Annotated in this window: 18 protein-coding genes, 3 tRNA genes and 3 rRNA genes; 9 read left to right on the top strand and 15 right to left on the bottom strand. The window is 55.7% G+C overall.

The window, feature by feature from the left end; translation table 11 throughout:
* Positions 1–9: 9 nt before the first annotated feature.
* Positions 10–1389, top strand: a complete 1380-nt coding sequence (gene mltD / locus LAC65_RS03080; RefSeq protein ID WP_039382798.1) for a murein transglycosylase D — start codon at positions 10–12, stop codon at positions 1387–1389.
* 102 nt (positions 1390–1491) lie between these two features.
* Here mltD and LAC65_RS03075 read toward each other — a convergent pair whose 3' ends face one another.
* From LAC65_RS03075 to gmhB, 8 genes are all read right to left on the bottom strand, one after another.
* Entirely contained in the window at positions 1492–2292 is an 801-nt protein-coding gene (locus LAC65_RS03075) for an endonuclease/exonuclease/phosphatase family protein (RefSeq protein ID WP_039382795.1), read from the bottom strand.
* Positions 2293–2472: 180 nt separating this feature from the next.
* Positions 2473–2549: transfer RNA gene (locus LAC65_RS03070), tRNA-Asp, on the bottom strand.
* 101 nt (positions 2550–2650) lie between these two features.
* Positions 2651–2766 (bottom strand): 5S ribosomal RNA (gene rrf, locus LAC65_RS03065).
* A 64-nt stretch (positions 2767–2830) separates the two neighbouring features.
* A 23S ribosomal RNA gene (locus LAC65_RS03060) occupies positions 2831–5736 on the bottom strand.
* Between the two features lie 201 nt (positions 5737–5937).
* A tRNA-Ala gene (locus LAC65_RS03055) sits at positions 5938–6013 on the bottom strand.
* 107 nt (positions 6014–6120) lie between these two features.
* Positions 6121–6197, bottom strand: a tRNA-Ile gene (locus tag LAC65_RS03050).
* 74 nt (positions 6198–6271) lie between these two features.
* A 16S ribosomal RNA gene (locus LAC65_RS03045) occupies positions 6272–7814 on the bottom strand.
* The 16S, 23S and 5S rRNA genes sit together here with 3 tRNA genes alongside, the layout of an rRNA operon.
* 406 nt (positions 7815–8220) lie before the next feature.
* Complete coding sequence (gene gmhB, locus LAC65_RS03040; RefSeq protein ID WP_039382792.1) at positions 8221–8781, bottom strand: D-glycero-beta-D-manno-heptose 1,7-bisphosphate 7-phosphatase; 561 nt, start codon at positions 8779–8781, stop codon at positions 8221–8223.
* A 187-nt stretch (positions 8782–8968) separates the two neighbouring features.
* On the opposite strand from gmhB, the gene metN reads away from it, so the two are divergent.
* From metN to proS, 6 genes are all read left to right on the top strand, one after another.
* Positions 8969–10000 (top strand): methionine ABC transporter ATP-binding protein MetN, encoded by a 1032-nt coding sequence (gene metN, locus LAC65_RS03035; protein ID WP_039382790.1) that lies wholly within the window; start codon positions 8969–8971, stop codon positions 9998–10000.
* Positions 9993–10646 carry a methionine ABC transporter permease MetI gene (locus LAC65_RS03030; RefSeq protein WP_039382787.1) on the top strand — a complete coding sequence of 218 codons (654 nt, stop codon included), beginning with the start codon at positions 9993–9995 and terminating at the stop codon, positions 10644–10646. The genes metN and LAC65_RS03030 overlap by 8 nt, the downstream gene beginning before the upstream one ends.
* Before the next feature lie 37 nt (positions 10647–10683).
* Positions 10684–11499, top strand: coding sequence for a MetQ/NlpA family lipoprotein (locus LAC65_RS03025; protein WP_224144823.1), 816 nt, complete (start codon positions 10684–10686; stop codon positions 11497–11499).
* Between the two features lie 127 nt (positions 11500–11626).
* Entirely contained in the window at positions 11627–12028 is a 402-nt protein-coding gene (rcsF, locus tag LAC65_RS03020; protein ID WP_039382781.1) for an Rcs stress response system protein RcsF, read from the top strand.
* Positions 12025–12729 (top strand): tRNA (N6-threonylcarbamoyladenosine(37)-N6)-methyltransferase TrmO, encoded by a 705-nt coding sequence (tsaA, locus tag LAC65_RS03015; RefSeq protein ID WP_039382778.1) that lies wholly within the window; start codon positions 12025–12027, stop codon positions 12727–12729. The genes rcsF and tsaA overlap by 4 nt, the downstream gene beginning before the upstream one ends.
* A gap of 89 nt (positions 12730–12818) precedes the next feature.
* Positions 12819–14537 (top strand): proline--tRNA ligase, encoded by a 1719-nt coding sequence (gene proS, locus LAC65_RS03010; protein ID WP_039382774.1) that lies wholly within the window; start codon positions 12819–12821, stop codon positions 14535–14537.
* A 29-nt stretch (positions 14538–14566) separates the two neighbouring features.
* Here proS and arfB read toward each other — a convergent pair whose 3' ends face one another.
* Entirely contained in the window at positions 14567–14977 is a 411-nt protein-coding gene (gene arfB / locus LAC65_RS03005; protein ID WP_039382771.1) for an alternative ribosome rescue aminoacyl-tRNA hydrolase ArfB, read from the bottom strand.
* A 216-nt stretch (positions 14978–15193) separates the two neighbouring features.
* Between arfB and LAC65_RS03000 the strand changes: the two genes are divergently transcribed.
* Positions 15194–15394, top strand: a complete 201-nt coding sequence (locus tag LAC65_RS03000; RefSeq protein WP_071669043.1) for a YaeP family protein — start codon at positions 15194–15196, stop codon at positions 15392–15394.
* Positions 15381–15644, top strand: coding sequence for a Rho-binding antiterminator (gene rof / locus LAC65_RS02995; RefSeq protein WP_039382769.1), 264 nt, complete (start codon positions 15381–15383; stop codon positions 15642–15644). The genes LAC65_RS03000 and rof overlap by 14 nt, the downstream gene beginning before the upstream one ends.
* 35 nt (positions 15645–15679) lie before the next feature.
* Here the strand turns inward: rof and LAC65_RS02990 are convergent, their stop codons facing one another.
* The 6 genes from LAC65_RS02990 to dnaE form a co-directional block, all read right to left on the bottom strand.
* Positions 15680–15988 carry a c-type cytochrome gene (locus tag LAC65_RS02990; RefSeq protein WP_039382766.1) on the bottom strand — a complete coding sequence of 103 codons (309 nt, stop codon included), beginning with the start codon at positions 15986–15988 and terminating at the stop codon, positions 15680–15682.
* Positions 15985–17301 carry a tRNA lysidine(34) synthetase TilS gene (tilS, locus tag LAC65_RS02985; RefSeq protein WP_039382764.1) on the bottom strand — a complete coding sequence of 439 codons (1317 nt, stop codon included), beginning with the start codon at positions 17299–17301 and terminating at the stop codon, positions 15985–15987. Before tilS ends, LAC65_RS02990 begins: the two co-directional genes overlap by 4 nt.
* 54 nt (positions 17302–17355) lie before the next feature.
* Positions 17356–17745, bottom strand: a complete 390-nt coding sequence (locus LAC65_RS02980) for a VOC family protein (RefSeq protein WP_039382762.1) — start codon at positions 17743–17745, stop codon at positions 17356–17358.
* A gap of 76 nt (positions 17746–17821) precedes the next feature.
* Positions 17822–19972 carry a lysine decarboxylase LdcC gene (locus LAC65_RS02975; protein ID WP_039382758.1) on the bottom strand — a complete coding sequence of 717 codons (2151 nt, stop codon included), beginning with the start codon at positions 19970–19972 and terminating at the stop codon, positions 17822–17824.
* 243 nt (positions 19973–20215) lie between these two features.
* Complete coding sequence (gene accA / locus LAC65_RS02970) at positions 20216–21175, bottom strand: acetyl-CoA carboxylase carboxyl transferase subunit alpha (RefSeq protein ID WP_039382756.1); 960 nt, start codon at positions 21173–21175, stop codon at positions 20216–20218.
* A gap of 12 nt (positions 21176–21187) precedes the next feature.
* Positions 21188–24670, bottom strand: coding sequence for a DNA polymerase III subunit alpha (gene dnaE / locus LAC65_RS02965; RefSeq protein WP_039382753.1), 3483 nt, complete (start codon positions 24668–24670; stop codon positions 21188–21190).

Here is a 24670-nt window from a genome sequence, read left to right as displayed (position 1 = left end):
GACACACACATGAAGGCTAAAGCGATATTATTACTCGCCTCAGTCTTGCTGGTCGGATGTCAGGCATCACGGAATGACGCCAATATCCCCGCTCAGCATGCACAGAGCCTGTCTTCGGCTGGTCAAGGTGAAAATGGAAAGTACGGAAATCGTTTGTTGTCGCCGCGCTGGCAAGATGATGGAACCAGCCTCGCAGAAGACACCGATCTCTGGAATCTCATTAGTGACGAGTTGAAGATGGGGATCCCGGAAAATGCCCGGATCCGCGAACAGAAAACAAAGTTTTTAAAAAATAAGAGCTATCTCCACGATGTAACATTACGGGCAGAGCCGTACATGTACTGGATTGTCGAGCAGATACAGAAACGTAAAATGCCGATGGAACTGGTACTGCTACCCATAGTGGAGAGCGCTTTTGACCCTCACGCAACCTCTTCCGCCAATGCCGCAGGCATCTGGCAGATCGTTGCGCAAACGGGCAAAAATTATGGTCTGAAACAGAACCGCTGGTATGACGGACGCCGTGATGTGGTGGCCTCAACCAAAGTAGCACTGGATATGATGCAGCGTTTGAATCGCATGTTTGATGGCGACTGGCTACTGACCGTAGCAGCCTATAACAGCGGCGAAGGACGCGTGTTGAAAGCGATGAAGCAGAACAAGGCACGGGGTAAGCCGACTGACTTCTGGCATTTATCACTGCCGCGCGAAACAACTATCTATGTCCCGAAAATGCTGGCTTTAAGCGAACTGCTCAAGAACAACAAGCGTTACGGCATCAAACTGCCAGCCCCTAATGAAAGCCGCGCGCTGGCGCGAGTGGAAGTGGGACAGCAGATGCAGTTAACTCAGGCTGCAGAAATGGCGGGTATGTCGCTCAGTAAACTGAAGACATTTAACGCTGGCTATAAAAATGGCACGACTGCGCCAAACGGACCGCACTATATTATGGTGCCTAAGTCCAACGTGGCACAGCTGCGCAACTCTCTGGCCTCCGGAGATATTGCCTCCGTGCAGCCTGTGGAACTGGCTAAAGCCAGCGCAGCCGGTAACAGCTACAAAGTACGTAAAGGCGACACGCTATCCGGTATCGCCAGTAAGCTGGGTGTCAGCATGAGCTCGCTAAAACAGCAGAACAATCTGCGCAGTGCGGCAGTACGTATCGGTCAGACCCTGACGGTTAGCGGTACGACAGCAGCATCGCAGTTGGCAGATAACGGCAACAGCATCACCTACCGCGTTCGTAAGGGTGATTCTTTTGCCAGTATTGCAAAACGTCATGGTGTTAACACGCAGGACGTAATGCGCTGGAACAGCGACGCGAAGGATATACAGCCGGGTGATAAGCTCACTCTGTTTGTTAAGAATAGCGCAACGCCAGATACCTGATGTACTGAAAAGGCTGACATTTGTCAGCCTTTTTTCTTTATCGGCATAGCATCATCTATAGCAGTACCGGCCAGAGCGTCTCGTCGTTACAGGAGGGTGCGTTTAGCGCGCGACAGTGACGGGGGTAAACTCTACCAGCAGCGGATTATGATCGGAGGCTCGGGTGACCAGCACCGCTGCTTCACTCACCTTCATATCCCGGTAAAAGACAAAGTCGAGCGGCCGGCCAAACGCTTTACGCCGGTGGTCGTCTGTAAACGCCACTTCACGCAGAGACATAGCGCGGGCAAAGCGATAAAGCGCGTTCATCCGCTGACGACTCCATGCATTAAAGTCCCCTGCCATTATCACCGGGCCACGGTGATGCCGGATTTGCTCTCCTATAGGCCCCAGCTGCTTACTGTATACGTCCACACCCAGACTGAAATTGACCGCATGGATATTCACTACCATCAGCATATCGCCGGTTGGCAGAGGGTACGCGGTGACCAGCGCGGATTTTGCCAGCCGCAGCAGCGGCTCGCGCTCGCGCAACGGGCAGCAGTAGACCGGATGCGCGGATGCGAGCGTCATCACCCCTGACGGGTGCTGAGGCAGCACAAAAGCGGGCACCTGATCGGCTGCGAGATAATTACTGGTAGCAAACTGGATCAGTTCAGGCGTGGTTTGCGCCTCCTGCAGGAGGACAAGATGGGCATCACGACCAAACCCCTGCAATACCGACATCCAGTCAGCGCGCTGCTGCTTGAAAATGTTCCATACCAGCACCCGCAGGGTGGGATCGGCCGGCAGCGGCTCCCCTGGCGGCAGACCCTGACCAAGATGCAGCATGGCGCCCGGCGGAAAAATTCGTTCCGCTGGCTGGCCTGCTATATAGCGCATTGCATAGGTTTTCTTTCGCACTTTACCGCCTGGCTGATAACAACAAAGAGTTCACACTGACTGTTATAGGGATTTTAGCGCGGGGTTTCAATTCGTGGTATCGAATGTCGGAATTCACCTCACGACAAGGGGGTATAATGCCGGAAGGAAAAGAGAATATGAAAAAGCCCTGACTTTAACAGTCAGGGCTTCTCAATATAGTGGCGGAACGGACGGGGCTCGAACCCGCGACCCCCTGCGTGACAGGCAGGTATTCTAACCAACTGAACTACCGCTCCACCGATTCTTTACTGCCCTCAGGACCGCGCCTGAAGCCAGGTGTTTCGCCCTCTCCGCGTCACCGGGAGGTCACGACCAGAAGCTCTGGTCTTAATTGGATGCCTGGCAGTTCCCTACTCTCGCATGGGGAGACCCCACACTACCATCGGCGCTACGGCGTTTCACTTCTGAGTTCGGCATGGGGTCAGGTGGGACCGCCGCGCTGTGGCCGCCAGGCAAATTCTGTTAATCCGGTAAAACAAGCTGAAAATCAGGTCCCGCAAAACGCCTCTGGCGTTGTAAGGTTAAGCCTCACGGGTCATTAGTACCGGTTAGCTCAACGCATCGCTGCGCTTACACACCCGGCCTATCAACGTCGTCGTCTTCAACGTCCCTTCAGGGCTCTCAGGGAGCCAGGGAGAACTCATCTCGGGGCAAGTTTCGTGCTTAGATGCTTTCAGCACTTATCTTTTCCGCACTTAGCTACCGGGCAGTGCCACTGGCGTGACAACCCGAACACCAGCGGTGCGTTCACTCCGGTCCTCTCGTACTAGGAGCAACCCCCCTCAATTCTCCAGCGCCCACGGCAGATAGGGACCGAACTGTCTCACGACGTTCTAAACCCAGCTCGCGTACCACTTTAAACGGCGAACAGCCGTACCCTTGGGACCTACTTCAGCCCCAGGATGTGATGAGCCGACATCGAGGTGCCAAACACCGCCGTCGATATGAACTCTTGGGCGGTATCAGCCTGTTATCCCCGGAGTACCTTTTATCCGTTGAGCGATGGCCCTTCCATTCAGAACCACCGGATCACTATGACCTGCTTTCGCACCTGCTCGAGCCGTCACTCTCGCAGTCAAGCTGGCTTATGCCATTGCACTAACCTCCTGATGTCCGACCAGGATTAGCCAACCTTCGTGCTCCTCCGTTACGCTTTGGGAGGAGACCGCCCCAGTCAAACTACCCACCAGACACTGTCCGCAGCCCGGATAACGGGCCCACGTTAGAACATCAAACGTTAAAGGGTGGTATTTCAAGGATGGCTCCACGCGGACTGGCGTCCGCGCTTCAAAGCCTCCCACCTATCCTACACATCAAGGCTCAATGTTCAGTGTCAAGCTGTAGTAAAGGTTCACGGGGTCTTTCCGTCTTGCCGCGGGTACACTGCATCTTCACAGCGATTTCAATTTCACTGAGTCTCGGGTGGAGACAGCCTGGCCATCATTACGCCATTCGTGCAGGTCGGAACTTACCCGACAAGGAATTTCGCTACCTTAGGACCGTTATAGTTACGGCCGCCGTTTACCGGGGCTTCGATCAAGAGCTTCTCCTTGCGGATAACCCCATCAATTAACCTTCCGGCACCGGGCAGGCGTCACACCGTATACGTCCACTTTCGTGTTTGCACAGTGCTGTGTTTTTAATAAACAGTTGCAGCCAGCTGGTATCTTCGACTGGCCTCGGCTCGGGGAGCAAGTCCCTCCACCTACGCGCCAGCGTGCCTTCTCCCGAAGTTACGGCACCATTTTGCCTAGTTCCTTCACCCGAGTTCTCTCAAGCGCCTTGGTATTCTCTACCTGACCACCTGTGTCGGTTTGGGGTACGATTTCGTGTTGCCTGGAGCTTAGAGGCTTTTCCTGGAAGCAGGGCATCAGTTACTTCGGCTCCGTAGAGCCTCGTCGTCACGCCTCAGTGTTAAAGAAGACCGGATTTGCCTGGTCTTCACACCTGCACGCTTAAACCGGGACAACCGTCGCCCGGATAACCTAGCCTTCTCCGTCCCCCCTTCGCAGCAACACCAAGTGCAGGAATATTAACCTGCTTCCCATCGACTACGCCTTTCGGCCTCGCCTTAGGGGTCGACTCACCCTGCCCCGATTAACGTTGGACAGGAACCCTTGGTCTTCCGGCGAGCGGGCTTTTCACCCGCTTTATCGTTACTTATGTCAGCATTCGCACTTCTGATACCTCCAGCAGCCCTCACAGGCCACCTTCTGCGGCTTACAGAACGCTCCCCTACCCAGCGACGCAAGCGTCGCTGCCGCAGCTTCGGTGCATGGTTTAGCCCCGTTACATCTTCCGCGCAGGCCGACTCGACCAGTGAGCTATTACGCTTTCTTTAAATGATGGCTGCTTCTAAGCCAACATCCTGGCTGTCTGTGCCTTCCCACATCGTTTCCCACTTAACCATGACTTTGGGACCTTAGCTGGCGGTCTGGGTTGTTTCCCTCTTCACGACGGACGTTAGCACCCGCCGTGTGTCTCCCGTGATAACATTCTCCGGTATTCGCAGTTTGCATCGGGTTGGTAAGCCGGGATGGCCCCCTAGCCGAAACAGTGCTCTACCCCCGGAGATGAGTTCACGAGGCGCTACCTAAATAGCTTTCGGGGAGAACCAGCTATCTCCCGGTTTGATTGGCCTTTCACCCCCAGCCACAGGTCATCCGCTAATTTTTCAACATTAGTCGGTTCGGTCCTCCAGTTAGTGTTACCCAACCTTCAACCTGCCCATGGCTAGATCACCGGGTTTCGGGTCTATACCCTGCAACTTAGCGCCCGGTTAAGACTCGGTTTCCCTACGGCTCCCCTATGCGGTTAACCTTGCTACAGAATATAAGTCGCTGACCCATTATACAAAAGGTACGCAGTCACCCCCATAAAGAAGGCTCCCACTGCTTGTACGTACACGGTTTCAGGTTCTGTTTCACTCCCCTCGCCGGGGTTCTTTTCGCCTTTCCCTCACGGTACTGGTTCACTATCGGTCAGTCAGGAGTATTTAGCCTTGGAGGATGGTCCCCCCATATTCAGACAGGATACCACGTGTCCCGCCCTACTCTTCGAGCTCACAGCAAGTGCGTTTTCGTGTACGGGGCTGTCACCCGGTATCGCGCGCCTTTCCAGACGCTTCCACTAACGCACAAGCTGATTCAGGCTCTGGGCTGCTCCCCGTTCGCTCGCCGCTACTGGGGGAATCTCGGTTGATTTCTTTTCCTCGGGGTACTTAGATGTTTCAGTTCCCCCGGTTCGCCTCGCAGCACTATGTATTCATGCTGCGATGATGCACTGAGTGCACCGGGTTTCCCCATTCGGACATCGCCGGCTGTAGCGGTTCATATCACCTTGCCGGCGCTTTTCGCAGATTAGCACGTCCTTCATCGCCTCTGACTGCCAGGGCATCCACCGTGTACGCTTGGTCGCTTAACCTCACAACCCACAGGCGTTTTGAACGCTGTGAATCGCGATAATCTTGAGACCCGGCCGCATCGCGCATCGTTCTTATTACGGAGAACGAATACGACGCGGTCGTTTCAAATTTTCAGCTTGTTCCGGATTGTTAAAGAGCAATAACTTCGCAATGCACTCGAAAATGCATTCAGAAGTTGAGTATCAACGTGGGGACGTTGATGGTGGAGCTAAGCGGGATCGAACCGCTGACCTCCTGCGTGCAAGGCAGGCGCTCTCCCAGCTGAGCTATAGCCCCAATGATTCGCAAAACCCTTTACCCAATTCTTTCGAGTTCAAGGCGTGACGACGCGAAGCATAGTGAACTATGCGAGCCGTTGTCATAACGCAGAAATCGGGAGAATTTGGTAGGCCTGAGTGGACTTGAACCACCGACCTCACCCTTATCAGGGGTGCGCTCTAACCACCTGAGCTACAAGCCTGGAGAGAGTTTTACTGCTTCTTTAAATTTCATCAGACAATCTGTGTGAGCACTTCGCGGGAAGGTATCTTCAGGTAAGGAGGTGATCCAACCGCAGGTTCCCCTACGGTTACCTTGTTACGACTTCACCCCAGTCATGAATCACAAAGTGGTAAGCGCCCTCCCGAAGGTTAAGCTACCTACTTCTTTTGCAACCCACTCCCATGGTGTGACGGGCGGTGTGTACAAGGCCCGGGAACGTATTCACCGTAGCATTCTGATCTACGATTACTAGCGATTCCGACTTCACGGAGTCGAGTTGCAGACTCCGATCCGGACTACGACGCACTTTATGAGGTCCGCTTGCTCTCGCGAGGTCGCTTCTCTTTGTATGCGCCATTGTAGCACGTGTGTAGCCCTGGCCGTAAGGGCCATGATGACTTGACGTCATCCCCACCTTCCTCCGGTTTATCACCGGCAGTCTCCTTTGAGTTCCCGGCATCACCCGCTGGCAACAAAGGATAAGGGTTGCGCTCGTTGCGGGACTTAACCCAACATTTCACAACACGAGCTGACGACAGCCATGCAGCACCTGTCTCAGAGTTCCCGAAGGCACCAAAGCATCTCTGCTAAGTTCTCTGGATGTCAAGGCCAGGTAAGGTTCTTCGCGTTGCATCGAATTAAACCACATGCTCCACCGCTTGTGCGGGCCCCCGTCAATTCATTTGAGTTTTAACCTTGCGGCCGTACTCCCCAGGCGGTCGACTTAACGCGTTAGCTCCGGAAGCCACTCCTCAGGGGAACAGCCTCCAAGTCGACATCGTTTACGGCGTGGACTACCAGGGTATCTAATCCTGTTTGCTCCCCACGCTTTCGCACCTGAGCGTCAGTCTTCGTCCAGGGGGCCGCCTTCGCCACCGGTATTCCTCCAGATCTCTACGCATTTCACCGCTACACCTGGAATTCTACCCCCCTCTACGAGACTCAAGCCTGCCAGTTTCAAATGCAGTTCCCAGGTTAAGCCCGGGGATTTCACATCTGACTTAACAGACCGCCTGCGTGCGCTTTACGCCCAGTAATTCCGATTAACGCTTGCACCCTCCGTATTACCGCGGCTGCTGGCACGGAGTTAGCCGGTGCTTCTTCTGCGGGTAACGTCAATCGGCGAGGTTATTAACCTCACCGCCTTCCTCCCCGCTGAAAGTACTTTACAACCCGAAGGCCTTCTTCATACACGCGGCATGGCTGCATCAGGCTTGCGCCCATTGTGCAATATTCCCCACTGCTGCCTCCCGTAGGAGTCTGGACCGTGTCTCAGTTCCAGTGTGGCTGGTCATCCTCTCAGACCAGCTAGGGATCGTCGCCTAGGTGAGCCGTTACCCCACCTACTAGCTAATCCCATCTGGGCACATCCGGTGGCGTGAGGTCCGAAGATCCCCCACTTTGGTCCGAAGACGTTATGCGGTATTAGCTACCGTTTCCAGTAGTTATCCCCCTCCACCGGGCAGTTTCCCAGACATTACTCACCCGTCCGCCACTCGTCACCCGGAGAGCAAGCTCCCCTGTGCTACCGTCCGACTTGCATGTGTTAGGCCTGCCGCCAGCGTTCAATCTGAGCCATGATCAAACTCTTCAATTTAAGTTTGATTTGCTTAAACAAGTTAAGCGGTGCTCTGTGAATTAAACTTCGTAATGAATTACGTGTTCACTCAGCAAAGACTTGATATTTTTTAAAGCCCGTAGGCTTGTGATATCAATCCTGCGAGTGCCCACACAGATTGTCTGATAAATTGTTAAAGAGCGGTGCAGCCAGCGCCTCAGGCGTCTGCTGCGAGGTGGCGTATATTACGCTTTCCTCCTCCGGAGTCAACCACTTTTTTCAGCGTTTTCTCCGGCGGGGTGAATCACTTCACGCCCTGCTGAGCCCGTCTGCGTTGCCGCTTTGCCGTCTCAGTGGTGGCGCATTATAGGGAGTTATCGCCGGGTGACAAGCACTAATTTCAACTTTTTTATCACCCGGTTAATGTTTGCGCAAAACCGGTTATTTATGCCTGTTTAATGCGCGCCGGCAGCTCTGCCAGGCTATTTAACACCCAGTCCGCGGCTGCTTCGCCTTCAGCGGTAACCGTTTTACCGCTGCGTACCAGTACGCGGGTGCCGACGCCAGCGGCCTGGCCTGCCAGCATATCTTCCAGCTTATCCCCTACCATATAAGAAGCGGCCATATCGATATTCAGCTCCTGCTGCGCAGACAGCAGCATTCCGGGCTGAGGTTTACGGCAGTCGCATTTTTGACGGTAAGCAGGCACAGTGGCATCCGGCAGGTGAGGACAATAGTAGATGCCGTCCAGGTCGATATCGCGATCGGCCAGTGACCAGTCCATCCATTCCGTCAGCTGCATAAAGGTATCTTCCGTAAACATCCCGCGGGCAATACCAGACTGGTTAGTCACCAGCACCAGCGCGTAGCCCATCTTTTTCAGCGCCTGCAGCGCTTCAATGGTGCCTTCTATAAACTGAAAATTGTCGATCTCATGAACATAACCGTGATCAACATTTAATGTGCCATCACGATCGAGAAAAATAGCCGGGACTGGGTTCGCCACGAAAATACTCCTGCTGCAATTAATAGTGCTAAGTATTGCATGATTGGGCATAGCGAGAGAATGCCAGATTGCATTACGTCGATTGATTTAGACGTCTGGATGCCTTACCATCCATTCAGCTTTCGTCCAGCTTTGCTGATCGAATATTGATACACCACGGACAACGTCAGACGACAATAATTAACTAATGATTAAACTCGAAAATATCACCAAAGTGTTCCAGCAGGGTTCACGCACAATACAGGCGCTTTCCGGCGTCAGCCTGCATGTGCCGGCGGGACAGATTTATGGCGTCATCGGTTCGTCAGGCGCGGGCAAGAGTACGCTGATCCGCTGCGTCAACCTGCTGGAGCGCCCTACATCCGGTCGTGTGCTGGTCGACGGGCAGGATCTCACCGCACTCTCTTCCGGTCAGCTGACGCTGGCACGTCGCCAGATCGGCATGATTTTTCAGCACTTCAACCTGATGAACTCGCGTACGGTGGCCGGCAATGTGGCGCTGCCGCTGGAGCTGGGTAATCTGTCACGCGATCAGATCAAAGCGCGCGTCAGCGAGCTGCTGGAGCTGGTTGGCCTGAATGACAAGCATGACAGCTGGCCGGCTAACCTCTCTGGCGGGCAAAAACAGCGTGTGGCTATTGCGCGTGCGCTGGCCAGCAATCCCAAAGTACTGCTGTGCGACGAAGCCACCAGCGCGCTCGATCCGGCGACCACCCGTTCCATACTGGAGCTGCTGAAAGACATTAACCGCCGCCTCGGTATTACTATTTTGCTTATCACCCATGAGATGGATGTGGTTAAGCGCATCTGCGATCAGGTTGCTGTGATCAGTAACGGCGAGCTGATTGAAAAAGATAGCGTCAGTGAAGTCTTTTCTCATCCAAAAACGCCGCTGGCGCAGCAGTTTATTCAGTCGACGCTGCATCTGGATATTCCGGAAGATTATCAGGAGCGCATGCGCGCGCAGCCTGCCGCGCAGACTGTGCCCCTGCTGCGCCTGGAGTTTACCGGAAAATCTGTTGATGCACCGCTGCTGTCAGAAGCTGCCCGCCGCTTTAATGTGAATAACAACATTATCAGTGCGCAGATGGATTATGCAGGCGGAGTCAAGTTCGGCATCATGCTGGCAGAAATGGATGGCAGTGAAACAGATACGCAGGCCGCAATAAGCTGGCTGAAAGAACATCATGTGAAAGTAGAGGTATTAGGTTATGTCTGAAGCGATGCTGTGGTTACTGACGCGCGGCGTCTGGGAAACGCTGATGATGACCTTTGTCTCTGGCTTTTTCGGGTTTGTTATTGGCCTGCCGGTCGGCGTACTGCTGTATGTCACACGCCCCGGTCAGATCCTGGCGAACAGCGCGCTTTACCGCGTGCTCTCTGCTATCGTCAATATCTTCCGATCAATCCCGTTCATTATATTGCTGGTATGGATGATTCCGTTTACCCGCGCGATTGTCGGCACCTCTATCGGCCTGCAGGCGGCTATTGTCCCGCTGACCGTTGGCGCCGCGCCGTTTATTGCCCGCATGGTTGAAAACGCCCTGCTGGAGCTGCCAACCGGCCTGATCGAAGCCTCCCGTGCGATGGGTGCCACGCCGCTGCAGATTGTTCGCAAAGTGTTGCTGCCGGAAGCGATGCCAGGCCTGGTTAACGCGGCCACCATTACGCTCATTACGCTGGTTGGCTATTCTGCTATGGGCGGTGCCGTAGGTGCGGGTGGTCTGGGCCAGATTGGCTATCAGTATGGCTACATCGGGTATAACGCTACCGTAATGAATACTGTACTGGTGCTGCTGGTCGTGCTGGTATATCTCATTCAGTTCTGCGGCGATCGCATTGTTCGCGCGGTGTCGCATAAATAAGCCAATAACATCAATACTTCTCTATTAAGGAAAGGATATGTCTTTCACATTTAAAAAGATTGCCGCAGCAGGTGCTCTGATTGGTGCTATTGCTCTGGCCGGATGCGATCAGCAGGCAAAAAATCCCAACCATATCAAAGTGGGCGTGATTGTCGGTGCTGAACAGCAGGTCGCTGAAACTGCCGTTAAAGTGGCTAAAGATAAATATAATCTCGACGTCGAGCTGGTGACATTTAACGATTACGTGTTACCTAATGAAGCGCTGAGCAAAGGGGATATTGACGTTAACGCTTTCCAGCATAAGCCCTATCTTGATCAGCAGATCAAAGATCGTGGCTACAAGCTGGTACCGGTTGGCAACACCTTTGTTTACCCGATTGCCGGCTACTCTAAAAAGATTAAGTCGCTGACCGAACTGCAGGATGGCGCGCAGATCGCTATTCCTAACGATCCGACTAACCTGGGCCGCTCCCTGCTGCTGCTGCAGAAAGCGGGACTGATTAAGCTGAAAGAGGGTGTTGGCCTGCTGCCAACGTCTCTGGATATTGTGGAAAATCCGAAGAACCTGAAGATTGTTGAACTGGAAGCGCCACAGCTGCCACGCTCGCTTGACGATCAGCAGATTGCACTCGCAGTTATCAACACAACGTATGCCAGCCAGATTGGTCTGACCCCGGCAAAAGATGGCATCTTTGTGGAAGATAAAGATTCCCCATACGTTAACCTGCTGGTGAGCCGTGAAGATAATAAAGACGCTGAGAACGTGAAGAAGTTTGTTGAAGCGTATCAGTCAGACGAAGTGGCTGAGTCTGCGAACAAAATCTTTAACGGTGGCGCGGTTAAAGGCTGGTAATTTCGTTTCTTTTCTCTCCTGGGGGCGGCGCTGGCCGCCCTTTCTATTTCTGCATGTGGCTGCTGACTTGTTATTTGCGGGCGTCCTTGTTTCAATAACGCCACTTTTATTACAGGAGGATGTTGCCATGCGTTTTTTACCGCTCTGCCTGTTGGCGTTGATGCTGACCGGGTGCGTTCGTGAATATCACCCGATAAGCAGCGCTCCGGCTCGTCCGCAGCAGTCATCCGCTCAGCCACAGCGCAAGCCGGCCCCGCGCCCGGCTCCGGTGAAAATCTATACCGACGCAACCGATCTGGTCAGCAATCCTTTCCGCGATCTGGGCGAAGTGTCTGGCGAAGATTGCCAGAGCAGCACGCAGGATTCGCCTCCCAATATCAATACCGCGCGTAAACGTCTGCAGATCAAAGCAGCGGGTATGAAAGCCAACGCCGTGCTGCTGCACAAATGTGAAATTGTGACCAGTACGCCAGGCTGCTACCGCCAGGCGATCTGCCAGGGCTCAGCGCTGAAAGTCTCCGGTCAATGAGTGAGTTTGCCGTTGCGCAGATTGGCGTGATCCGCTCCCCGTGGAAAGAGAAGTTTGCCGTGCCGCGCCAGCCGGGACTGGTTCAGGATGGCGACGGTGAACTGCATCTGCAGGCCCCGTACAATCAGCCGGAAGCCGTACGCGGTCTGGAGGCGTTCAGCCACATCTGGATCCTGTTTATGTTTCATCAGACCATGGCCGGCGGCTGGCGCCCCACTGTGCGCCCGCCACGCCTCGGCGGTAACGCGCGTATGGGCGTGTTTGCGACGCGATCAACGTTTCGTCCTAACCCGGTAGGCATGTCACTGGTTGAGCTGAAAGGGATCCGCTGTGAAAAATCGCAGGTTATTCTGCAGCTCGGCAGCCTTGATCTGATCGATGGCACACCGGTCATTGATATCAAGCCCTACCTGCCGTTTGCCGAAGCGCTGCCCGACGCGCGCGCCGGGTATGCTCAGGCTGCACCTGAAGCGAGCATGCCAGTGCGTTTTTCAGCCGCTGCTCAGCAGCAGATTCAGCAGCAGGCGCATATTCCTCAGCTGCAGCGTTTTATTAGCGAGGTTCTGGCCCAGGATCCGCGTCCCGCCTATCGCAAAGGTGAGTCGCTGGATCGTGAATATGCCGCCTGGCTGCTCGATTTCAACGTGCGCTGGCGCATAGATGAAGCGGGTACTGAGGTCATTGCCGTGGATCCACGCTAAAACAGGCTTTTGAGCGCTGTTTCTCGCTGGTACACTAACGGCCAGTAACGATCTGCTCTTCTTCTTCCATATAACTGGAATCATAATTAATGCGTACTACTCAATATCTGCTCTCCACGCTTAAGGAGACGCCTTCCGATGCAGAAGTGATCAGCCATCAGCTGATGCTGCGTGCCGGAATGATCCGCAAACTGGCCTCCGGACTCTATACCTGGCTGCCGACCGGGGTTCGCGTGCTGCGAAAAGTTGAAAACATCGTGCGTGAAGAGATGAACAACGCCGGCGCAATTGAAATCTCTATGCCGGTGGTTCAGCCGGCCGACCTGTGGGAAGAGAGCGGGCGCTGGGAACAGTATGGCCCGGAGCTGCTGCGCATTAAAGATCGTCACGAACGTCCGTTTGTGCTCGGTCCGACGCATGAAGAGGTCATTACCGATCTGATTCGCAACGAGCTGAGCTCTTATAAACAGCTGCCGCTTAATCTGTATCAGATTCAGACCAAATTCCGTGATGAAGTGCGCCCGCGGTTTGGCGTGATGCGTTCCCGTGAGTTCATCATGAAAGACGCCTACTCCTTCCATACTTCGCAGGCGTCGCTGCAGGAAACCTACAATGCGATGTATCGCGCCTACAGTCAGAGCTTTACCCGCATGGGTCTCGATTTCCGCGCGGTGCAGGCTGACACCGGCTCTATCGGCGGCAGCGGTTCACATGAATTTCAGGTGCTGGCGCAGAGCGGAGAAGATGATGTCATCTTCTCCAGCGAGTCAGAGTACGCCGCAAACATTGAGAAAGCTGAAGCGCTGGCTCCGGCTGGTGAGCGTCCGGCGGCGACACAGCCGATGACACAGTTTGCTACGCCACATGCCAAAACCATCGCGGAGCTGGTTGAGCAGCATCAGATCCCGGTTGAGAAAACGGTTAAGACGCTGATTGTGAAGGCGAGTGAAGAGAGCGGCCATCAGCTGGTTGCTCTGCTGGTGCGTGGCGATCATGAGCTTAACGAGATCAAAGCTGAACATCTCGATATCGTCGCTTCGCCGCTGGAAATGGGCAATGAAGAGGCGATCCGTGCCGTAACGGGTGCAGGCTTTGGCTCTATCGGTCCGGTCGGTCTGACCATTCCGGTGATTGCAGACCGTACCGTGGCAAAAATGAGTGACTTCTCCGCCGGTGCCAACATCGACGGTCAGCACTTTGCCGGCATTAACTGGGGCCGCGATCTGCCGGAAGCGCGGGTTGAAGATATCCGCAATGTGGTCGAGGGCGATCCAAGCCCGGATGGTAAAGGCGTACTGCAGATCAAGCGCGGTATCGAGGTGGGTCACATTTTCCAGCTCGGCACCAAATACTCCGATGCGATGAAAGCAGCCGTACAGGGCGAAGATGGCCGCAACCAGATTATGACCATGGGCTGCTACGGTATCGGTATTACCCGCGTGGTGGCTGCCGCAATTGAGCAGAACCATGACGAACGCGGCATTATCTGGCCTGCGGCGCTGGCACCGTTTGAAGTCGCAATTCTGCCAATGAATATGCATAAATCTTTCCGGGTTCAGCAGCTGGCAGAATCGCTCTACAGCGAACTGCGCGCCAGAGGCATCGACGTTATCCTCGACGATCGTAAAGAGCGTCCGGGCGTGATGTTTGCTGATATGGAGCTGATTGGCGTGCCGCACACCATCGTGATTGGCGATCGCAATCTCGACAACGAAGAGATTGAGTACAAATCCCGCTCCGCAAGCGAGAAGCAGATGATCAGCCAGCATGAGATCGTCAGCTTCCTGGCCAGCGCGCTGAATAAGTAATGGCAAACGCCTCCTGCGGGAGGCGTTTTTTATCGCACTTTGCCGCGCATCGCTTTTACGCTGCTGCGCCGCGATTTCCCCTCCAGCCGCCGTTCTTTTGACGCGCGCGTTGGCCGCGTCGCGCGACGCGCTTTCTCCACCGTGGTTAACTCGCGGATCAGATTGATCAGGCGCTGCAGCGCGGCCTCACGATTCATCTCCTGACTGCGATACTCCTGCGCTTTAATAATAACCACGCCTTCTGCCGTAATCAGGTGATGACTGGCAGCGAGCAGCCGCGTTTTATAAAACTCCGGCAGCGAAGATGCGCGGACATCAAACCGCAGATGAATAGCCGTCGAGGTTTTATTCACGTGCTGCCCCCCTGCCCCCTGAGCGCGGATAGCCGTCAGCTCTATTTCACTCTCCGGGATCTCAACCGTGCGCGACAGCATAATCATCTGTCACCTGCCGGTTCATACGGCGTTCTGTACTGAATTTTCCTGTTCATCAACTTAACCTTTTGTGCGCCAGCCAGCGTCCGGCAGGCCGTGCCAGCCGCTGTTCTGCTGCTTTTCTTTCTCTGTTTCCCCGCTTGCCCTGGCTGATTTCCGGGAAACCCCTGTGTTATAGTCGCCAGGCAACCAGGGTATTTATGCTCTGCTGAGGAGGTGCATGTGCAAACGTATTGTGAGTTAGTTCGCCAGAAATATGCTGAAATCGGCAGCGGTGAGCCGGGATATGTGCCCGACGCGCTGATGTGCGCGCTGAATGCACTCAATGATATCGCCGCTCATTCCGCGCTAAACTCTTCTGTCAGGGATCAGGCAGCCTCGGCTGCTGCAAACTTATTGGTGAGCGACTATGTTGACAAATGAAGCTTATAAACCCATCAATTGCGATGACTACGACAACCTGGAACTCGCCTGCACCCGACACTGGATGCTGTCACTGCAGCTGAAAAATGGCGACCAGCTGAAGGCGAAAGCGCGGGATATGGTTTCGCGCAAAAACGTCGAATATCTTGCGGTTGACCTCTCCGGGGAAACCCGCGAGCTGCGCCTCGATCACATTGCCAGCTTCAGCCATCCTGAACTCGGCACCGTGGTGGTCAGCGAAGACGAGTAGTCTCGCAGCGGGCGGACCCTCTCCGCCCGCGTTCCTTACGGCTTAAGCCCGCTATAGTAAGCTGCTAAATCCTCAATATCGCTATCGCTTAGTCCCGCCACAAACGCTTTCATCACCTCAGCCTGACCGCCACTGCGCTCACCTTTCTGATAGGCGTGCAACGCATGCGCCAGATAAGGCGCCTGCTGCCCGGCCAGATGAGGATAGAGGGGTATCGCGCTTTTGCCCTCTGCACCGTGACACGCCATACAGCGGGCTGCTTTTTCTGCGCCCGCGGCCGCATCGCCTTCTGCCCATAGCGGCAGCGATACAAAACATAGCACAGCCGTCAGCCAGTGCCTCATGATACCTTCTCCCTGTCAGGCTGATGCCAGATCGCCTGCCAGCCCCGATCGCTGCAGGCAGCGCCTTCATGGGTAACAAACAGGCCCGGCGCGCAAATCAGCGTATGGTTATAGTAGATCAGTGGAATACGCTCCCGCTGCCAGGGCGGGATCGCCAGCTCCTGCCACAGTTTTTTCATTTCGCGTCCGCCCGCCCGTCCCAGCAGATGATAGTAGCCGCGCGCCTGAAAGCGAACGTGAGCCGTTTCATCCGCCGCAGGCAGACGCAGCTCCGCGCGTGAGAAGTCAGCCAGCAGCTGACCCACTCCGCCGGGCAGTACCAGCGGTTGGGTAAGCTGCGGCCAGCAGCATGCCTGGTCACGCAGCGACGGCTGCGGCGGTAACCAGTAGAGCGCATTGCGATAGCGGCGCAGCGTAAAATTTCCCAGCTGCAGCGCCGGCTGTGCATCACTCCGGCTCGCGATAACCTCAGTACTGATGCGCTGCAGCGCTGCACGTGACGGCATCGCCCCGCCCTGCCCGGCGATCCAGCGGCGCAGCAGCGCGTTACGCCGCGCTTCGCTCATGCTCTGCAACGGCGGAAAATGCAGTGCGCCCTGTGGCGTAAGCAGCTGGCTCAGCTCCTGCTGCAGCAGCTCATCCAGCAGCTGCTCCTGTTCTGCGCAGAGCGCGGCGCTGCGGGCGCTGGCAGCGCTGAAGTGCGGCCAGCGCTGATGCAGCAGCGGCATAATCTGCTGACGCAAAAAGTTGCGGTCGTAGCGGCTGTCGTCATTGCTCTCATCCTCAATCCAGCTGAGCTGGTGCTCAGCCGCCCACTGCTCCAGCTGCTCACGGCTAAGGCTGAGCAGCGGACGCAGATGTTCATGCCCCTGCACTGTGCGCCGCGGCGGCATTGCCGCCAGCCCCGCCGGGCCGCTGCCGCGCTTTAGCGCCAGCAGCAGCGTTTCGCACTGATCGTCCAGATGCTGCGCGGTGAGCAGCTGTTCATCCGGCTGCAGCCGGGCGAAGAGCGCCTGATAGCGCTCTCTGCGCGCCGACGCCTCCACGCCTCCTGCCCTGGCATCAACCGTTACCGGCAATACGTCGCAGGCGATATGCCAGCGCTGGCACTGCTGCCGGCAGTGTGCGGCCCACCGGTCGGCGTGCGGACTCAGGCCGTGATGCACGTGCAGCGCCCGCACGCTCAGCTGCGAATGCTGCTGCTGCCAGCAGACCAGCTGATGCAGCAGCACGGTGGAGTCGAGCCCGCCGCTGAATGCCACCACGTAGCGACCGGCGGGATCCAGCAGCGCAGCAAGGTGGGAAAAAGACATAGTGCCGTTCCATCTGATGATGCCGCCTGATTGCGGCATTCTGCGGCGGCTATTTTACGCCTGATAAAGCTCCAGCGGCAAACCATCCGGATCGGTAAAAAAGGTGCAGGCTTTACCGGTCAGCGCATCGATACGCACCGGTTCGCAGATCACGCCTTTTTCTGCCAGCGCCGCAACCGACTGCGCCACATCCTCTACGCAAAATGCCAGATGGCGCAGGCCGCAGGCTTCAGGTGCGGTTACGCGCGGCGGCGGGGAGGGAAATGAGAACAGCTCAATGGTATAGACGCCGTGCAGGCCGAGGTCGCCTTTCCATGAATCCCGCTCAGCGCGGTAGTACTCACCCAGCAGGGAGAAGCCCAGCACATCGCAGTAGAACGCTTTGCTGCGCGGATAGTCAGTGGCAATAATCGCAATGTGGTGAATCTGTTTGATCTGTAGCATAGCGGCTCCGAAAAAAAATCTGAGCCGCCAAGCCTACGTGCCGGACGTCAGCGTGACCAGAGGCATTTATCCGAAGTCAGGGCTGCGGCGCGTCGCGCAGTACCCGAACCAGATAGCGCCCATCCTCTGTCAGCGTGGTGCCGTGAATATCGGTTTCAAAGCCAGGGTAGTGGCGCCCGATGGTGCAGAGCATCAGCAGAAAGTCGAGCACGGCCCGGCTCTGTTCTGTGATCATCTCACCGGGCATTACCAGCGGCACGCCTGGCGGATAGGGCAAGATCATATTGGCGGAGGTACGCCCTACCAGCTCGCGGATATCCACGGTTTCAACCTCACCTTTGACCTGATGCTGGAACGCCTGATGCGGCGTCATTTTCATTTCAGGCAGGACATCAAAGGCTTTCAGCATCAGCCGCGGCAGATCGTGCTGCAGGATCAGCTGGTGGATCCCCTGCGCCAGCGTCTGGATCCGCATATTGCGATAGAAATCGGGATCCTCCGCATAGAGATCCGGCAGCATATTTTTCACGCGCAGATTAAGATCGTAGGCGCGTTTAAACTCGGTCAGACCGCGCAGCAGGCTCATGGCGCGGGTTTTATCGATCCCGATACTGAACAGAAACAGCAGGTTATAAGGCCCGGTTTTCTCTACCACCACGCCGCGCTGATCGAGAAATTTCGCCACCAGCGCCGCCGGGATCCCCTCTTCCGCCATCGCGCCCAGCTCGCTCATGCCGGGCGTCAGGATCGTAACTTTAATGGGATCGAGATACATATGATCGCGATCGGCCTGCTGAAAGCCGTGCCACGCCTCTTCTCCCGGCTGGATCGGCCAGCACTCTGCCTCATCCACCTGCTCTGGCTGCCAGATATCAAAAAACCAGCCATCAGACTCTTCACGCAGCCGCTGGATCTCGCGCCGGAAGTGCAGCGCGCGCTCAACCGAACGGTTAATTAGCCGCTTACCCGGATTGCCGCGCAGCATCGCCGCAGCGGTTTCAATCGATGACACAATGCCGTAGCTCGGCGAGGTAGTGGTGTGCATCATATAGGCTTCGTTAAACGTATCGTGGTCGTAGTCGCCTTTGATATGAATCAGTGAAGCCTGGGAAAACGCGGCCAGCAGCTTATGGGTGGATTGCGTTTCATAGATCACCTTGCCCGGGATCCGTTCACCGCTCATGCCGCTTTTTCCGCTGTAGATGGGATGAAAATTGGTATAAGGCACCCAGGCGGAATCGAAGTGGATCGACGGCACATCCAGCGTCTGCTTGATATATTCCGTGTTGTAGAGCAATCCGTCGTACGTTGAATTGGTGATCACCGCATGGACCGGCCAGCTGGCGCGCGGCGTGCTATCCACTTTGCTCTGAATAGCCTCCCGGGTAAATTCACGCTGCGGAATACCGCCCAGAATGCCCAGCGCATTACGCGTTGGCTTGAGCCAGACGGGCACGATGTCGCTCATCATCAGCAGATGGGTCAGCGATTTGTGACAGTTGCGGTCAATCAGTACCGTACTGCCTGCCGGGGCGGCATACATACCGACAATTTTGTTTGAGGTTGAGGTGCCGTTGGTCACCATATAGCTCTGCTCTGCCCCAAAGGTACGGGCAATATACTCTTCGGCGTCGAGATGCGGGCCGGTATGGTCGAGCAGCGAACCCAGTTCGGTGACGGAGATAGAGACATCGGCTTTCAGCGTGTTGGCACCGAAAAAGTCATAAAACAGGCTGCCGACCGGGCTTTTCTGAAAGGCGGTACCGCCCATATGGCCTGGCGTACAGAAGGTGTATTTACCCTCTTTAACATAGGTAAACAGCGCTTTGGTCAGCGGGGGTAAAATTTTATCGATGTACTCATCGGTATACTGGCGGATATGCAGCGCGATATCGTCTGCGGTGCTGAGCGCATATTCAAAAAACTGCAGCGCCATGCGCATTTCATTAACGCTGACGTCCATCTGCGAATGGGTGTTGATAAAGGCGTAGAGCGGCAGCGACTCATTGAGCTGGTTGATGTCGCTGCAGAGCGCCATGCTGTACTCATCCCAGTCAAATACGACGCCGCATACGCGCGGGTTGTGCTCAATCAGCTTCAGCAGGTCGCTGGCATTGCTGGGATAAACGGTGTGAAAGCCCTGCAGTTTCAGCGCGGCATCCAGTTCGCGAATTGGTTCATCTTTGTAGAACGCGCCGTGCGGTCCCATGATCGCAATAATATTCAATGCTCACCTCCTGTGGTCTTGTGGCACAGAGTAAGGATAGCGAAAAGTGGCCGGAGAATGTTCCGGAATAGCGCCGTTGCAGGCCTGATGTTTTCAGCGATGCATTTCGGTCGCCATAAATGGCGCCCTTGGGGGATCGCTGCCGCCATAAATGGCGGTCCTGCAGGGAACTCAGGCCCGATCGTGGAAAACAGGCATAAAAAAAAGCGGACCGGAGTCCGCTTTTTTGCTGCAGGGCTTACCTTACGCGTAACCGTAGTTCATCAGGCGCTGATAGCGGCGATCGAGCAGCTCTTCCGTGCTCAGCCCGTCGAGATCGGCCAGATCGGCCAGCAGCTGCTGTTTCAGAGAAGCGGCCATATCAACCGGACGACGATGCGCGCCACCCAGCGGCTCAGGAATGATTGAGTCGATCAGCTTCAGCTCCTGCAGACGCCCGGCGGTGATGCCCATCGCTTCTGCCGCCAGCGGCGCTTTATCTGCGCTTTTCCACAGAATTGACGCACAGCCTTCCGGTGAAATCACCGAGTAGGTGCTGTACTGCAGCATGTTCACTTTGTCGCCCACGCCAATCGCCAGCGCGCCACCAGAGCCGCCCTCGCCAATCACGGTGCAGATCACCGGAATTTTCAGACCAGACATCTCACGCAGGTTACGGGCAATCGCTTCAGACTGACCGCGCTCTTCGGCGCCCACGCCCGGATAAGCACCCGGCGTGTCGATAAAGGTGATAAGTGGCATCTTAAAACGCTCTGCCATCTCCATCAGACGCAGCGCTTTACGATAGCCTTCTGGTGCAGGCATACCGAAGTTACGGCGAATTTTCTCTTTGGTTTCACGCCCTTTCTGATGACCAATGATCATCACCGGACGGCCATCCAGACGTGCGATACCACCCACAATCGCTTTGTCGTCAGCATAGGCGCGATCGCCTGCCAGCTCGTCAAAGTCGTCAAATGCGTTGCGCACGTAGTCCAGCGTATAGGGACGCAGCGGATGACGCGCCAGCTGCGCGACCTGCCATGCACCTAAATCGGAGAAGATTTTACGGGTCAGTTCAACGCTTTTCTCGCGAAGGCGCTGAATCTCTTCATCCAGATTAATATCGTGTTTCTCATCTGAACGGCCAATCGATTTAAGCGAATCGATCTTCGCTTCGAGTTCGGCGATCGGCTGTTCAAAATCCAGGTAATTAAGACTCATAATGTTCCTGTTTTAGTCAAACTCCAGTTCCACCTGCTCCGATCCTACTAACGACCGCAGGTCGTTAAGTAAACGATCGCTGGGCGAAATACGCCACGCTGCACCAAAGCGAAGCTTCGCCCGCGCATCTGCTCTCTGATAATAGAGATGTACCGGAATGGTCCCGGAACGATGAGGCTCCAGAGACTGGCGGAGACGGTTTAAAAGCTGGTCATCAATTTGCCTGTCCGTCAGCGAGATAGCAAGTCCGCGCGCATATTTTTCCCGCGCTTCATCGATATCCATCACTTCCCTGGCGGTCATTTTAAGCCCGCCGCTGAAGTCATCAAAGCTGACCTGTCCGCTGACGATCAGGATACGGTCTTTCTCCAGCAGCTGCTGGTACTTATCTAACGCATCGGTAAATAGCATGACTTCCAGACGACCGGAGCGATCGTCCAGAGTACAAATACCAATTCGGTTGCCGCGCTTGGTCACCATCACGCGGGCAGCAATCACCAGCCCCGCAGCGATGGTGACCTTGCCACGTTCAGTAGGATGCATATCTTTCAGCCGCATCCCGCCGACGTAGCGCTCAATCTCTTTCAGATACTGATTAATCGGATGCCCGGTAAGATAGAGCCCCAGCGTTTCACGTTCGCCATCCAGCTGCACCTGCTCTGGCCACGGCGTAATTGACGCATACGATTTTTCGACCTGCTCCGGCTCTTCAGCCAGCACGCCAAACATATCTGCCTGCCCCGTCGCCTCTGCTTTAGCATGCTGGTCAGCGGCTTTCAGGGCATCGCTCAGGGCGCTCATCAGCGCCGCGCGATGGGGTCCGAGCCGGTCAAACGCGCCGGACATGATCAGCTTCTCTATCACCCGGCGGTTAATTTTGCGCGTATCGGTACGCGCGCAGAGATCGAACAGCTCTTTAAAATAGCCGCCCTGATTACGCGCTTCGAGAATCGCTTCAATCGGGCCTTCACCGACGCCTTTGATCGCGCCGATGCCGTAGACAATTTCACCGTCGTCGTTAACGTGGAACGGATAGAGGCCGGCATTGATATCCGGCGGCAGCACTTTCAGGCCCATGCGCCAGCACTCATCCACCAGCCCGACCACTTTCTCGGTGTTATCCATATCGGCGGTCATGACCGCAGCCATAAACTCAGCCGGATAGTGTGCTTTCAGCCACAGCGTCTGATAGGAGACCAGCGCATAGGCTGCAGAGTGCGATTTGTTAAAACCATAGCCGGCGAACTTCTCTACCAGGTCGAAGATTTTCATCGACAGTTCGCCGTTGATACCCATGCTTTCAGCGCCCTCTTTGAACACTGAACGCTGCTTCGCCATCTCTTCCGGTTTCTTTTTACCCATCGCACGACGCAGCATATCAGCGCCGCCCAGCGTATAACCCGCCAGCACCTGTGCGATCTGCATCACCTGCTCCTGATAGAGAATGATGCCGTAGGTAGGCTCCAGTACCGGCTTCAGACTCTCATGCTGCCACTGGATGTCAGGATAGGAGAGTTCTTCGCGGCCATGCTTACGGTCGATAAAGTTATCCACCATGCCGGACTGCAGCGGGCCGGGACGAAACAGCGCCACCAGGGCGATCATATCTTCAAAGCAGTCAGGCTTCAGTCGCTTGATCAGATCTTTCATGCCGCGCGATTCAAGCTGGAACACCGCGGTGGTCTCTGAGCGCTGCAGCATATCGAAGCTTTTTTTATCATCAAGCGGAATAGCCGCAATGTCGATCGGCGGCAGCCCCTGCTTTTCACGGCGCGGGTTGATCATCTTCAGCGCCCAGTCGATGATGGTCAGCGTACGCAGGCCGAGGAAGTCAAACTTCACCAGTCCGGCATACTCCACATCATTTTTATCAAACTGGGTGACGGGGAACTGGCCGTTTTCATCGCAGTAAAGCGGGGCAAAATCGGTGATTTTGGTCGGCGCAATGACCACGCCGCCAGCGTGCTTGCCGGCGTTTCGCGTGACGCCTTCCAGCTTGCGCGCCATGTCGATCAGCGCCCTGACCTCTTCATCGGCGTCATAGATCTCAGGCAGCTGCGGTTCAGCCTGAAACGCTTTTTCCAGCGTCATGCCCGGATCGGGCGGCACCAGCTTGGAGATGCGATCGACAAAGCCATAAGGATGGCCCAGCACGCGCCCTACATCGCGGATCACCGCTTTCGCCGCCATGGTGCCGAAGGTGATAATCTGCGAAACCGCTTCACGGCCATACATCTCGGCAACGTGATCGATCACCTGATCGCGCTTCTCCATGCAGAAGTCGACGTCAAAGTCGGGCATGGAGACACGTTCCGGATTCAGGAAGCGTTCAAACAGCAGGTCAAATTCCAGCGGATCGAGGTCGGTAATCTTCAGCGCATAGGCCACCAGTGAACCGGCACCGGAACCGCGTCCGGGTCCGACCGGGATCCCGTTATCTTTTGACCACTGGATAAACTCCATCACGATCAGGAAGTAGCCCGGGAACCCCATCTGGTTGATAACGTTGAGCTCAATCTCCAGACGCTCATCGTAGGCCGGGCGCTTCTGCGCACGCAGCTCTTCATCCGGAAAGAGAAACGCCAGGCGCTCTTCAAGCCCCTCGCGTGATTTCACCACCAGAAACTCTTCGGTGGTCATCTCGCCGGTCGGGAACTGCGGCAGAAAATATTCGCCGAGGCGGACGGTGACGTTACAGCGCTTAGCAATCTCTACGCTGTTTTCCAGCGCTTCCGGGATGTCCGAAAACAGCTCGCACATCTCCTCTTCGCTGCGCATATATTGCTGAGGACTGTAGTGGCGCGGACGTTTCGGATCGTCCAGCGTATAACCGTCGTGGATCGCCACGCGGATCTCATGCGCATCGAAGTCCTCTTCATTGATGAAGCAGACTTCATTGGTTGCCACTACCGGTATCCCTTCCGCTATCGCCAGCTCAACAGCGGCATGCAGATAGCTCTCCTCATCGGCGCGTCCGGTGCGGAGCAGCTCAAGGTAGTAACGGTCGGGAAAGTGCTGCTGATAAAAGCTCAGACACTGCGCCACCAGCGCGTTATTGCCGCGCAGCAGGCTGCGTCCGACATCGCCGCGTCGTCCGCCCGACAGGACAATCAGCCCTTCGCCCAGCTCAATCAGCCAGTCGCGATCGAGGATAGGCCCGGCAATGCCGTAGCCGCGCTGATAGGCGCGCGAAATCAGCAGTGTCAGATTCTGATAGCCGGTGTTATTCGCCGCGAGCAGCGTAAGCTGCGTAAGCTCATCGCCCATCAGCTCGCTGGCGACCTGGAAATCAGCGCCGATAATCGGCTTAACGCCGGCACCGTGGGCGCTGCCATAGAAGCGCACCAGGCCGCAGAGGTTGGTGTAATCCGTAATCGCTATTGCCGGCATCCCCAGCGCCGCGGCTTTTTTCACCAGCGGACCGGTCTTCGCCAGGCCATCGACCATGGAGTAGTCGCTGTGCACGCGCAGATGTATAAAACGAGGTTCAGCCAT

The sequence above is a fragment of the Pantoea eucrina genome (assembly GCF_020079945.1).
Classification (GTDB): Bacteria; Pseudomonadota; Gammaproteobacteria; order Enterobacterales; family Enterobacteriaceae; genus Pantoea; species Pantoea eucrina.
Note: the sequence above shows the minus strand (reverse complement) of the source record. Positions and strands in the feature narration are given on the sequence as shown.

Bases quoted from the DNA above. Each gene is read 5' to 3' on its own strand.
- accA (WP_039382756.1), bottom strand. From the start codon at position 21,175: ATGAGTCTTAATTACCTGGATTTTGAACAGCCGATCGCCGAACTCGAA.
- rof (WP_039382769.1), top strand. From the start codon at position 15,381: ATGTTGACAAATGAAGCTTATAAACCCATCAATTGCGATGACTACGAC.
- LAC65_RS02990 (WP_039382766.1), bottom strand. From the start codon at position 15,988: ATGAGGCACTGGCTGACGGCTGTGCTATGTTTTGTATCGCTGCCGCTA.
- rcsF (WP_039382781.1), top strand. From the start codon at position 11,627: ATGCGTTTTTTACCGCTCTGCCTGTTGGCGTTGATGCTGACCGGGTGC.
- arfB (WP_039382771.1), bottom strand. From the start codon at position 14,977: ATGATTATGCTGTCGCGCACGGTTGAGATCCCGGAGAGTGAAATAGAG.
- LAC65_RS03030 (WP_039382787.1), top strand. From the start codon at position 9,993: ATGTCTGAAGCGATGCTGTGGTTACTGACGCGCGGCGTCTGGGAAACG.
- proS (WP_039382774.1), top strand. From the start codon at position 12,819: ATGCGTACTACTCAATATCTGCTCTCCACGCTTAAGGAGACGCCTTCC.
- tsaA (WP_039382778.1), top strand. From the start codon at position 12,025: ATGAGTGAGTTTGCCGTTGCGCAGATTGGCGTGATCCGCTCCCCGTGG.
- dnaE (WP_039382753.1), bottom strand. From the start codon at position 24,670: ATGGCTGAACCTCGTTTTATACATCTGCGCGTGCACAGCGACTACTCC.
- mltD (WP_039382798.1), top strand. From the start codon at position 10: ATGAAGGCTAAAGCGATATTATTACTCGCCTCAGTCTTGCTGGTCGGA.
- LAC65_RS02980 (WP_039382762.1), bottom strand. From the start codon at position 17,745: ATGCTACAGATCAAACAGATTCACCACATTGCGATTATTGCCACTGAC.
- LAC65_RS03025 (WP_224144823.1), top strand. From the start codon at position 10,684: ATGTCTTTCACATTTAAAAAGATTGCCGCAGCAGGTGCTCTGATTGGT.
- metN (WP_039382790.1), top strand. From the start codon at position 8,969: ATGATTAAACTCGAAAATATCACCAAAGTGTTCCAGCAGGGTTCACGC.
- tilS (WP_039382764.1), bottom strand. From the start codon at position 17,301: ATGTCTTTTTCCCACCTTGCTGCGCTGCTGGATCCCGCCGGTCGCTAC.